This window comes from Amphibacillus cookii, from assembly GCF_016908375.1.
In the GTDB taxonomy this organism is placed as follows: Bacteria; Bacillota; Bacilli; order Bacillales; family Amphibacillaceae; genus Amphibacillus_C; species Amphibacillus_C cookii.
In genome coordinates, this window is the sequence record NZ_JAFBDS010000001.1 from 334,695 (window position 1) to 347,178 (window position 12,484).

10 protein-coding genes are annotated in these 12,484 nt (G+C 37.4%); 9 read left to right on the forward strand and 1 reads right to left on the reverse strand.

Annotated features, from left to right (window positions below):
- Positions 1-261: 261 nt before the first annotated feature.
- From JOE23_RS01375 to JOE23_RS01415, 9 genes are all read left to right on the forward strand, one after another.
- On the forward strand, positions 262-567 hold the full coding sequence (locus tag JOE23_RS01375; protein ID WP_204435503.1) for a hypothetical protein: 306 nt from the start codon (positions 262-264) through the stop codon (positions 565-567).
- Positions 568-1,296: a hypothetical protein gene (locus tag JOE23_RS01380; protein WP_204435504.1), complete on the forward strand. Its 729-nt coding sequence runs from the start codon at positions 568-570 to the stop codon at positions 1,294-1,296. It abuts the gene before it with no gap.
- A gap of 13 nt (positions 1,297-1,309) precedes the next feature.
- Entirely contained in the window at positions 1,310-1,756 is a 447-nt protein-coding gene (locus tag JOE23_RS01385; RefSeq protein WP_204435505.1) for a hypothetical protein, read from the forward strand.
- A gap of 1,160 nt (positions 1,757-2,916) precedes the next feature.
- A complete protein-coding gene (locus tag JOE23_RS01390; protein ID WP_239585199.1) occupies positions 2,917-4,014 on the forward strand; it encodes a hypothetical protein in 1,098 nt (365 codons plus the stop codon).
- 282 nt (positions 4,015-4,296) lie between these two features.
- The gene (locus JOE23_RS01395; RefSeq protein ID WP_017470745.1) at positions 4,297-4,473 is read left to right on the forward strand and encodes a YjfB family protein; all 177 of its coding nucleotides are present in this window, start codon (positions 4,297-4,299) and stop codon (positions 4,471-4,473) included.
- A gap of 736 nt (positions 4,474-5,209) precedes the next feature.
- A complete protein-coding gene (locus tag JOE23_RS01400) occupies positions 5,210-6,028 on the forward strand; it encodes a flagellin N-terminal helical domain-containing protein (RefSeq protein WP_204435820.1) in 819 nt (272 codons plus the stop codon).
- 313 nt (positions 6,029-6,341) lie between these two features.
- Positions 6,342-8,984, forward strand: a complete 2,643-nt coding sequence (locus JOE23_RS01405) for a cation-translocating P-type ATPase (RefSeq protein ID WP_204435506.1) — start codon at positions 6,342-6,344, stop codon at positions 8,982-8,984.
- Between the two features lie 252 nt (positions 8,985-9,236).
- Positions 9,237-10,895: a sensor domain-containing protein gene (locus JOE23_RS01410; protein WP_204435507.1), complete on the forward strand. Its 1,659-nt coding sequence runs from the start codon at positions 9,237-9,239 to the stop codon at positions 10,893-10,895.
- A 371-nt stretch (positions 10,896-11,266) separates the two neighbouring features.
- Entirely contained in the window at positions 11,267-11,875 is a 609-nt protein-coding gene (locus JOE23_RS01415) for an SGNH/GDSL hydrolase family protein (RefSeq protein WP_204435508.1), read from the forward strand.
- 472 nt (positions 11,876-12,347) lie between these two features.
- Here the strand turns inward: JOE23_RS01415 and JOE23_RS01420 are convergent, their stop codons facing one another.
- Positions 12,348-12,482 carry a lmo0937 family membrane protein gene (locus JOE23_RS01420; protein WP_204435509.1) on the reverse strand — a complete coding sequence of 45 codons (135 nt, stop codon included), beginning with the start codon at positions 12,480-12,482 and terminating at the stop codon, positions 12,348-12,350.
- Positions 12,483-12,484: the final 2 nt, after the last annotated feature.

The following is a 12,484-nucleotide window of genomic DNA, read 5'->3' on the forward strand; positions in this document are numbered from 1 at the left end:
GTTGATTGCAATGCAATACTATGAGAAAACGGAAATGAATTTAAATTAAATAACATTTTGTGAGTAAGCCCTTTCTTTTTTATCCGTTTTCTTCTCAAATTTGGACATATTGATGAAAGCGAGCACTTTACACTTCAATGTTTAATTTAAGTAATCAACAATTTTGTCAGATCGTTCAAAATATAAATTAGTAAGGATGTAGCAAATGTTACACGCTCGTAGTACTTGAAAAAAATTATTAAAGATAAAAGAGTAGACGTATTGATTAATCCTACTTCAGATTATGCAATTCAGGTGAGGGCTAAAAAATATACTATATTTGTTGATGATACCAAAACAGACGATTTAGATCAATTTCCTATGGGGTTATTTGCTAATGATTATAAATTTGATATGAGTTCCTTCTCAACTGATCTTCTTTTTAGTATTTTAAAAGAAAAGAAGCCCCTTGTTGTCTATATAGATAGAGATGAGAACAAAGAAACCGGCATCAAGAACCAAGAGGCTCAGAGTAGCGATCAAGGAAAAATTAAAATGATCGAGATCAAGAAAATGGAGCTATCATAAATGGAAAGGTATACGCCTTATTGGCCTGAAAATTTATTCATTATAGGAGCTGATGCATCAATAAATTTAAAGATAAAATCAACTTATCAAATCGCTAAAGCTATTAGTAGACTTGGTGAAACAAGCGGAAGTGATCAATCTTTAAAACAAGTATTTTCTGACACAAGTGATCAAGTGATCGAAGCCATCCATCAATTTATTAAAATACTAAAAGGGGAAACTCCTGATCAGTCTGATTATTCTCCGAAAAGAATAAATGAGTTAAGAGTCATTTATGATTGGGATGCGCTTATGCAAATTTTAACGAGATGCCCTAAAGATAAACATCAAATTATACATATAGAAGATGCCTACAATCTGATTGATATGCACTTGCAAACTGGACATGGATTCTCAGGGAATAAAGAGAATCCGATACGACCTGAGCGGATGATCGCTGCTAGAAATCTATTGAATTTGTTGACGGTTTTATTCCATTCAACATCATATCAGAACATGTTACGTGATCATAAAAATATACTTGATCAATATACTGAATTTACTGAAGTATTAGCTCTTTTAATGCAGCAAGAAGGCTTAATGAGGGCAAATGAACAAACGGCATTTGATGACAGAGCATTTTATTTATTCAGTTACAGTGTGTTATCCATGAATTGGGATCCCATTTTTTTATGGCTTATCTTTAATGCACATAAGAAAGTGAATCAAGCCCCTCCCTTATATTGGTGAGCCGAATTTACCGATGAAGTTATTTCATGATATGGCTCATTTTATGGCGGTAAGACAAATTGAGGGAGATAGTCCATCGCCATGGTTCCCAATGAATGAAACTGCGGTGCAAAGGTTAAATGATCCTGATCATTCTACTGAAAGAAGAGTTAGAATTGGTGAATTTTATTTCCCGCATGGTTGTCATGGTTTTAGAGAATGCCCAACATGTGGTAAGCTAACTTTTTATTTAGGTAATGAATGGAATAGTGCTTCGGATAGTTTATTTCCACCACTACCAATTAAGCAACTAGCTTACCCAAATGCTGCACGCTCAACAGAAGAGCAGGCTGCTTTTGACAAAGGCGTATTCGACACACACTGTGGACAACTAACAGAAGCGTATCATTCACCAATAATTATGCAGACTAATTTCAAAGGTAGTCATCCTTCATTTATGAAAGAATTTCAACGGGTTTGATCAAATCTGACTAAGAAAACTTGTTGTTAAAGCTTGCGAATGGAGCTTATGATGATGATAAAGGTTGACAAGATGATCCAGGATGAAAATTCTCAGCTAACGAAATCTTGGATCGATATTTGCATCCGTACACAATTTAATAGAACAGCCTGTTAGGTGGTATCTATCAAAATCGGATATTATAAAATTCAAGCAAACGTTGGGCAGTCTTTTACGCTATCAATTTCGGATATAACGATTAAATTTTCACTAAAGGAAATATAAATTCGATAAGATCTGATTAAGGAATTTATATACACAAAAGTTGGTAAAAAAGATAATTCTAATATTGATAGGGAGACTTCATCAGTATGAGAAATAATAAGAGGTCTCAAAAATTAGTTAATAGTTATGGAAGCTGAAAACTATTATTATGTAAAAAGTTATGAGTTAAATAATTATGGTCATCCATATATCCATAATTATTATAGTGAGAGTAACTTAAAACTATATTTTCTGAACCTGATAATGGTGTTAATGATGAGACTGGGCTTTTACTCTTTATTACTGGATTTGGAGGGCATGCCAATTCCAACGTTTATAAGAAAATGAGAGCATTATTTACCGATAAGGTATAGCGTATATCAACACGTTAGACAATTTATGACCCTAGATTCGCAATAGATCTAGGGTTTTTAGATGCTTTATGATGAAAGCAATGCTTCAAAAGCTCCTTTGCAATTTTAAATTGCTTTCCCTATCTTAAATAAAAGTTATCTGGTTTTTTTAATCTATTCTATTCTAAATATGATTTTAGAAATTGATAAAACATCATATGTTTAGGTAGTTATGATTAAGTATGATTAAAGTTATTCGTTAAATTTACTGTTCTCTCAATCAAAGCAGATTGGTTAATAAAAGATAGTTAGTTTCCAAAAGTAATTTAACGCTTACATTATCGTGTTTATATGTTAAGAAGTTAGTTCAAAACCTTTAGTGAAATTTCTAGATAATCACCTAATTTCGACAATTTTTTTACATTTAATATGTTATATTTTAGCTGTCTTTCATTTTGTTCTGTAGAGAGGAGGAAAATGATAGTAGTCAAAAGAGATTTATCATGAAGAATGAGCTTAATCAACATTGCTATCGGCATACATTAAAAAACGTGAGGTGATCATATGAGAATTGGTAAACCAAAACATTTTTACAAGGTGACAGTAGTATTGCTTATTTTGACCAGTTTTTTCACCATGAAAACATTAATAGCAAAGGATACTCTCGTTGAACCTATTGAAAAAGAAGTTGATTTAGAAGCGTTTGAGCTTGAATCGAATATATTTGAGATTGACATAACTTTTAGTGATATTAAATTGGAAGCAAACAAACAACAAGCTATAGAAGTAAAGGATAAACAGTATACAACAAGTGGCTCTATCGCAACTGATTCCGATCGGTTTATAGATAGTGGTTCGCTAACAGATGCTAGTCAAAATGATCTATGGTTTTTTACAGTCGATAGTAATCGAACGATCATATTTCAATTAGATTCAGACAATAGTGACTACTTTGTTGAATTGTATCGAGTTGATTGGAGTAATGGTACGGCTACTCCTATGGGTCTGAAGGGGCAGTCTGGTGAAACAGTCGCCCATAGTTCACTTCCTGAAGGTGATTGGGCTTTAGTTGTTAACTCAAAAGGTGAGGTAGGTCAGCCATATACGATTAGAATGAATGCCACTAATCCACAAGGTGCAACCGGCATTGTGTCGGCTTCAACATCGTTACAATATCTTGTATTGAGCTATGGAAATGGCGATGTTTATGCTAATGGTTCCTATGTTTTTAATGAATTGGAAGCTAATGATCATTTAGATTGGGAGCGCAATTTTGTTTTTGAATGGGATGGTAATTACAATCGACGGCTGCATAAAGTATCAAGTGTTAAAATTAAGAGCATCTCTGCACCAGTAAGTTATCAAGCAAGCTATGCTAGTTCAAATAATGCAATACTTATCTATTTAGATAGAGAGACACTATTTACCCATTTTGAAGCTTATTTCCGATCAGGTCCCCCGACACAGTATGAAAACTCTTTTGTTGATACGATCGGTAAAGTAACGCCAAGACGATTGGACGCAGACGACTTAACAAACTGGGGAGACCACATTCTCGTATATGATTTAGATACGAATCAAACAATAGATTTTTTTAGTGTGCTAAACTATTATTATGCTAGTGGCGCAGAAGCAATACCAACAATTAATTACTTGAATTAACCTTTTGTATAGATTGTATTAATCGTGTCGACTCGTAGGCGTAAGTCCCCCGATTTGTAAATACCGACATGAGAAGTGTTACTTTCTTTTATAACAACGTACTTTTGGATGAAAAAAAGTTTAGTAATGTAGCAAACCATTTAATAACCGCCCTCTCTACTTTTAACGGAGTTGGGCGGTTAGTGCATTTGAGATTAAGTTCCTTTTACCCAATCGTCAGAAGAAGTACTATATGTTACACTTTTTATAACACGTCAAACCAACAAGTGAGGTGAACAAGAGATGGATATTGCAAGGTTGTCAACAGCAATGAGCCAAGCGAATGTTCAACAACAAGTTTCGCTAAGTGTAATGAGTAAGACGATGGATCAAGCCGAAATGCAAGGTGACGGACTGATTGAGATGATGGAAAAATCAACACATCCATACTTAGGACAATCGATTGATATGCAAGCTTAGTGTATCGTCCCAGTAGACCATTTATTACTGATAACTGTCCGTAGTACGCTTGTCGCAAACTATGGAGCAGTGCGCATCTCATTTAGGTGGGAGATAACGGTCGTTAATGGCCTGTACCTGCCCTTCAATCAAGCGAGACTAGAGCTTATAGAGGCTGGGAGATAACTAAATAATGAAATGGCGTATCCGAACATTCTGAACAAAGCGTAGGAAAAACATGTAGACTCCTCGAAAATAAAGAACGATTTTCTTCGTGCGATGTATGATCGAGGATGCTTTCCTTATCCTGTGGGAATAGCACGAGCTGAGGATCCACTGTGTGAAGTATTCTTCTTCACAGTGGAGGAATGTTAGACTAATCCCGTTCCCGTCCTGGGACAACGTCTAACTGACCTACATCCTGTAGGCCCGAAGCCGTGCCCACGGCTAGGGAGACACTGCGTTTACCAAGATGTCTCCCTTGTGCTTGGGAGAGTAAAAGCGAAGTGTTTTACCGAAGCGCTACATGTATCAGACATTAATGTTCGGATTTTTCTTATCTAATTACTCTTTAGTCCCTGCCCCTATTTAATGAATAAAGTTATCCTATGTTAATTCTTTTCCGATCCGCTTAATTTTCATGCAATATTTTGTGAATTTAAATAAAATAAAACGTGACAAACGCTGACATATGGTGCTATAATCCTTTTATAATCATGTGAATGTAAAGTTTTTACTACCATTGGAGGTGGAAATGTTGCGTATTCTTCATAATGGAAGTGCAATGCTCGCTTACCGAGCTTTATCAAGAAATTATTCAGCATTACATTTGTCGATTGAACGGTTGGCGTCTGGGCTAAGGATTAACCGTGCTGCTGACGATGCAGCTGGTTTGACCATATCTGAGAAAATGCGCGGTCAAATTCGGGGATTGAATAGGGCGATGGTTAATGTTCAAGATGGAATATCTTTAATTCAAACGGCTGAAGGTGCTTTAAACGAATCACATGCGATCTTGCAACGGATGAGAGAATTATCTGTTCAAGCTGCTAATGGTGTATATGACGACAAGGATCGAAAAGCGATGCAGGATGAGATCAACCACCTTACAGAAGAATTAACCGATATTTCCACCCGTACACAATTTAACAAAATCAACTTATTAGATGGTAGTTATCAAGATCGACGATTTCAAATTGGTGCAAACGCTGGGCAGTCTTTTTCGCTATCAATCGACGATATGGGGGCTGAAGCGCTCGATATTGTTGATAATGGTCAACCATTATCATTACTGACAGAAGCAAGTGCAGCGATCAGTCGTTTTGATGCAGCCATTCAGCAAGTGTCTCGTGAGCGGTCAAAATTAGGAGCAAAGGAAAATCGGCTACATCACACGATTCAAAATTTAAGTGTATCTGCTGAGAATTTAACAGCAGCAGAGTCAAGAATTCGTGATGTTGATATCGCAAAAGAAATGATGTACTTTATGCGTCATAATATTCTTAATCAAGCTTCACAGGTGATGTTAGCACAAGCTATGCAACAACCACAGTCTGTTTTACAATTACTACGCTAATCGTTGATCTGTTAAGCTAGTGCTTGACTTTTCCTAATTAGAAGCGTAAAATACGTAATAGCATAAAGGGGAGTAGCTCAAGCAATAGTGTCGTCATTACGAGAATTAATATCTCCGGCATTATTGGCAACGATCTGTTGTTAGCAAGACCTTTACCTATAGATTTCCGAATTTTTTATTCGGGAGTTTATCGGTAAGGGTCTTTTTTGTGTGATAAATAGAAAAAAATGGAATTTAATCAATGAACAAAAGCTTGAGTGGAATGATTCAGGATTGGTTATAACTATAGATGAAGTCAGGAGATGATAGTGGAATGAATGCTTATCAAAAAGATAAACGACAGGTTTTGGAGGAACTTCAAGCTGATCACTCCGGTTTGGCACAAACAGAAGTTGAACAACGTCAGTCAAAACAGGGGTTCAATGAATTAGAGGAAGGCAAACAGACATCAACATGGCAGTTATTTATCGAATCATTTAAAGATGCGATGGTGATTGTACTTTTAGTGGCGGCAACGGTACAATTGCTGCTTGGTGAATATATTGAAACGATTGTTATTCTAATTGTGTTAATCATGAATGCTGCTATTAGTGTGATTCAAACGAAGAAAGCAGAAAGTTCCCTTGAAGCCTTGCGCGAAATGTCAGCTCCTGAAGCGAAAGTGATTCGTCAAGGAGATAAGCAGACAATTCCAGCACGTGAACTGGTTCGAGGGGATATTGTCTACCTTGAAGCTGGGGATTACATACCTGCTGACGGTCGTATTCTAGAAAGCGGATCTCTTCAAGTTAATGAAGGCATGCTCACAGGGGAGTCGCATGTGGTCAATAAAACAGAGGAAGCCATTACAGAGGAGGTTGCCCTTGGTGACCGGACTAATATGGTGTTTAGCAGTGCACTGGTAACGAATGGTCGTGCTTCATTTGTGGTGACAGATACCGGAGCAAAAACAGAAATCGGAAAGATTGCCAATCTGTTGAATGAGGCTGAACAAAAACAAACACCACTTCAGCGCAAGCTTGATGCCTTTAGTAAAAAGTTAGGTATCTGGATTTTCTTATTGTCGGTTGGTATTTTTATTGTCCAAGCGGCACGAATTTGGTTTGGTGATCAGCCTGTAGATTTGACAACAGAATTATTACAAGCCTTAATGTTTGCTGTAGCTGTAGCTGTGGCTGCGATACCTGAGGCACTTCAATCGATTGTCACGATTGTGTTGTCTGTGGGCACCAACAAGATGGCTAAACAGCATGCGATTATTCGTAAATTGCCAGCCGTTGAGACGCTAGGTTCGGCGAGTGTAATCTGTACAGATAAGACAGGGACGTTAACGCAAAATAAAATGACCGTAACAGATAGTTATTTACCAACAATAGAGGAAAAAGCGTTTAATCCGAAAGAGACAGATCGATTATCCTCTGAACAGTTACTTATTGATATCGCTGTTTTATGTAACGATAGTTATCTCAATGCAAAGGGTGATGAAGTCGGTGATCCGACTGAGGTAGCATTGCTTCATTATGCCAATCAACATCAGCAAAGTGAGCAAGACATCAAACAACAGTATCCCCGTCTTGATGAACTGCCATTTGATTCAGATCGCAAACGAATGTCAACCTTGCATGATATGCATGGGCAACACATGCTACTGACAAAGGGTGGTCCTGATGTGATCTTTAGACTAGCTAAATTTATCCTTGTTAACGGTGAAGAATTGCCTTTAGATGACCAATGGCAGCGGAAGCTAACCGAGCAAAATGAAGCATTTTCAGCTCAAGCGCTACGTGTATTGGCTTTCGCTTATAAAAAGTATGATAAAAGTAAAAATCAGTTGAGTCTTGATGATGAGGATGATCTTGTCTTAGTCGGTTTACTTGCCATGATCGATCCACCTCGAGAAGCGGTCTATAATGCGATTAAAGAAACAAAAGCAGCGGGTATTAAAACAGTGATGATTACTGGTGATCATAAAACGACAGCTGAGGCGATTGGTCGAGATATCGGCTTAGTAGAGGAAGGTGATTTTGCTGTTACTGGACAGGAACTTGATCGGATGAGTGATCAAGAGTTAAATGAGAAATTGAAGCATATTACGGTTTATGCACGTGTCTCACCCGAGAATAAAATTCGGATTGTCAAAGCGTGGCAAAGTAAAAACCAAATTTCTGCCATGACTGGGGATGGTGTCAATGATGCGCCCGCTTTAAAACAAGCGGATATCGGCATTGCGATGGGCAGTGGTACAGATGTAAGTAAGGATGCGGCCGCCATGATTTTAACTGATGATAATTTTGTCTCGATTGTTAATGCTGTTGAAGTCGGTCGAACGGTTTTTGATAATATTAAAAAAGCGATTGCTTACTTATTTTCAGGTAATTTAGGTGCCATCATTGCGATTCTATTTGCAGTTGTGTTAGGGCTACCTAATCCTTTCACTGCACTACAATTACTGTTTATTAATTTAGTTAATGATTCATTGCCAGCTATCGCTCTAGGGATGGAAAAATCGGAGCCAGATGTGATGAATCGCGCCCCGCGTTCTATTGATGAAGGTATTTTTGCAGGTGAGACACTACGTGCGGTCGTAACCCGTGGTTCGATTATTGGGGCGATGGTCATTGTCTCACACTTAATTGGTTTACAAGATGGCGTCGAGACCGGTGTAGCGATGGCATTCACCACCTTGATTTTAGCACGGACACTACAAACCTTCTCAGCACGATCTAATCGTCAAACTTTTTTCAGTGTCGGCTTACGATCTAATTTGTATGTACTAGGAGCGGTTGCCCTTTGTTTCAGTTTATATTTATTAACGGTATTACCTGGTTTGCGCGTGATTTTCTCTATCCCGACAAATTTTAATTTGATCCAATGGCTGATGGCAACTGGACTTGCTGTCGGTGCTGTCATACTTATGGAAATGGTAAAGGTATTTTATCAACGTTTACGTAAATAATAAAGTTATGGATTGACAGGTAGCTTATGAGCTATCTGTTAATTTTTCATAAATAACCGTCCGTAAATCGCCCGCCGCGTTCAATCTATTAAGATGGGCGCTAATGTCCTGATTGACTCAACGAATCTGCAATCAGTGGGCGAAGAACGAGAAGGCCCGCTGATAGAAGTTTCGTTTTATTTCAGTGCTATATATACTGAGACTAAAGTGCTATAATGATAGAGAATCATTTTTCGGGAAAAGGGGATACGCATGGACCTAACGAAGCAAGCTCTGATTGATGGAATGCAGGATATGGTTTTTGTTATGCGTGTCAGTGACGATGGAAAAAAATTCTATTATGAGTTAGTTAATCACATAGCCAAAAAGGCTTTAAACCTGACGAGTGAAATGGTGGGCAAAGAATTAAATGAAGTTATTCCATCTACTATGGCTACTATCTTGACACAACAATACCAACAAGTCGTGCAAAGCAAGCAAACGCATACGTATGAAGATAATTATTTTATTTCGAATGCCGGTCAGAAGATAAGTGAAACAATACTTACACCACTAGTTAGTGAAAATAAGGTAAGCCATATTGTGGCTGTAACGAGAGATATAACCAATTTAAAACAAGTAGAAACACAAAGTTTGTTAAGTCGTCAACGCCTTCAATATAGTCGTCAGCGTTATAAATCGTTATTTGATGAGAATACAGATGCGATTAGCTATTTAAATTTATCTGGTAAGATTGTTCGTATGAATCGTGCATGTGAACAATTACTCAAGCAAATTAATCGAACAGAAGACAGAAGAAATATCTTTGATTTAATCAGTCAACAAGACCTTCAATTCATTAAACAAACGTTTGATGAAACGTTAAAGGGACAAGCTCACACGGCGGATACAACCGTTAACAGTCAAGACCAGTATCAAATTCGTTTGCAAATAAAATTTATTCCGATGATTATTGAGCAACATGTGCAAGGAGTCTATGCTATTTTAAAAGACATGACAGCTGAACACTTTGCTAAAGATACACTTCTTGCAAGCCAAGAGAGATTTCGACTTATTGCTGAACATTCATCTGATTTAATTCAATTACTTGATCAAGATGGTTATTTTGTCTACTTATCTCCTTCACACGAACGAGTATTAGGGCTACAATTAATCGGTGATGAACGGGAACATATCTATGATATTATGGCTTCTGATGATCATGATAGCTTTAACCAACATTTAAAGACGGCCATAACTTATAACAAAGCGCAAAAATTTGAAGTGCGTTTTCAGAATATTAATGCAGATTATTGTTGGTTTGAGTTACAATTGGAACCCGTTTTTTCTGATGCTGGTATTTTTAAGCATTCGATTGTTGTTGCTCGTGATATTGAAGCACGCAAAACATATGAACATGAACTTCAGCGTCTTGCTTATCATGATCCACTTACAGGCTTAGCTAATCGAAGGTTGTTTAATGCCCGTCTTGAGCAGGTGATTTCTTTATATGAAAGAAACCAAAAAGCGTTTGCTGTGATGATGCTTGATTTGGATGATTTTAAAGGAATCAACGATCAGATGGGGCATGATACGGGTGATTATGTAATTGAGAAGCTAGGCAAACGATTAAAACAAGCTGTTAGAGACATGGACACAGTTGCCCGATTAGGTGGGGATGAATTTATTGTTCTTCTTCCAGAGATTGAGACGAAAGCTAATTTAATTCATATCATTGAGCGGATTGAGCGGACACTTCAAGCCGCTTATCGACTAAAAGGGAATACGTTTCAAGTTGGCGTTAGTCTAGGGGCTATTTTGTTGCGCCAAGGGCATATCTCAGCTTCATCTGTCATTTCAAAAGTAGATCAGGTTCTCTATCGCGCGAAACGCACAGGTAAAAACAAATCGATTATCGATGTGCAATTTTAAGTGACTTATACAAACATAAAACGAACCTTCAATCAGTGGACGGAGGGCTACAGGACGTGGCGGTTTTAGTCTACGATCTTACCTACCCACTGATTGTTAGTTAAGTAAATCAAGGACATTAGCGACCACCTCAATCGATTTGCTCTACTCTCTATTTTGAGGGGGGTACGGACGGTTATCTGTGATAAAGTAGGCCTTGCATTCAATCTGATCAGCAATGTTCCGACTGATAGAAGAGAGGTATTACCCATATTGAATATGTACTATATCTACTTTGTTTGATTTAGTTTAGGAAAAAATATCAAGACAATTTCAAATATATATGGGATAATAGAAGGATAAAGGTTGTTTTAGGCAGAGGAGGATAACAAATGAGTGATCATGCAAAGTATCTATTTATTGGTGACAGTATTACAGAATGGGGCAGGTTTGAAGATAGTGAAGGACTAGGAGATAATTATGTTCGGATGATTCGTGATGATCTAGCGATTCATTTGCCATATTCCTTTCCTGAGTTTATTAATCGAGGGATTGGTGGTAATCGAATAACGGATCTTGTTGAACGTTGGCAAACTGACGTGATTGCCAATCAGCCTGATCTTGTTTCGATATCTATCGGCATAAATGATGTATGGCGACAACTAGATAATTCGGATATGGAGCATGTTTATCCTAGTGATTATGCCAAGCTTTATCGTGAATTAATCGAACAAACCAGAGCACAGAAAATCGTTTTGATGGAACCTACTATTATTGATGAAGATCCGCAATCTAAAGGAAATCAATTATTGAAACCTTATGTGGAAATTGTTAATCAACTGGCTGATGAATATCAGTTAACTGTCGTTCCCACTCATCAAGCTTTTTTAAATTATTTACATCGATCAGGCCCCTTACCATTAACGGTAGATGGCGTGCATATGAGTAGCACAGGTAATCGATTGATGGCACAAACATGGCTACAAGCATTAGCAAAATAGGAAAACACAGATGTGTCCGATACTGGTCTTAATATTAATTAAGGCGAGTACACATCTGTGCTTTTTTAAAAGAGTAAGAAAGCATAAAAAATTTGCTGATATACCATGGGTTAAGAGCCTTCTTGGAGTAAGCGTTTGTCACTCCGAGATAAGCGATAAAACTAGCTATGGAAATACACGAAGACTCCTCGAAAATAAAGAACAATTTTCTTCGTGCGATGTATGACCGACGAGGCTTTCCTTATCCTGTTGGAAAAGCGCGAGCTGAAGCTGGGCCCACGGAAAGTGCAGTGTATTTCCATAGCGGTACGTTTTTCTATCATTGTCCATGCTGTACACTAAGCTCTTAAAGGACCGGGTGGTTTTCCCCGGTTTTTCTTATGTTAGTAAAAAGAATAAAGTCTTAGTTAAAAAACTAATCACTTAACATGACTTATGCTAAAATCTTATTCTTTTCTCATTAGTCAGTCCCTTATCTGCCTCTAATCATTCTCGCAATAAAGACGATCAGAGCAATAACAAGTAAAATGTGAATTAAATTTCCAATATTAAATAAGAACCCGACTAACCAGGCGATCAGTAATATACCAATAATCGTCCAAAGCATCA

Coding starts and splice junctions, on each gene's coding strand:
- JOE23_RS01380 (WP_204435504.1), top strand. CDS start 568: ATGGAAAGGTATACGCCTTATTGGCCTGAAAATTTATTCATTATAGGA.
- JOE23_RS01385 (WP_204435505.1), top strand. CDS start 1,310: ATGAAGTTATTTCATGATATGGCTCATTTTATGGCGGTAAGACAAATT.
- JOE23_RS01420 (WP_204435509.1), bottom strand. CDS start 12,482: ATGCTTTGGACGATTATTGGTATATTACTGATCGCCTGGTTAGTCGGG.
- JOE23_RS01410 (WP_204435507.1), top strand. CDS start 9,237: ATGGACCTAACGAAGCAAGCTCTGATTGATGGAATGCAGGATATGGTT.
- JOE23_RS01415 (WP_204435508.1), top strand. CDS start 11,267: ATGAGTGATCATGCAAAGTATCTATTTATTGGTGACAGTATTACAGAA.
- JOE23_RS01395 (WP_017470745.1), top strand. CDS start 4,297: ATGGATATTGCAAGGTTGTCAACAGCAATGAGCCAAGCGAATGTTCAA.
- JOE23_RS01390 (WP_239585199.1), top strand. CDS start 2,917: ATGAGAATTGGTAAACCAAAACATTTTTACAAGGTGACAGTAGTATTG.
- JOE23_RS01405 (WP_204435506.1), top strand. CDS start 6,342: ATGAATGCTTATCAAAAAGATAAACGACAGGTTTTGGAGGAACTTCAA.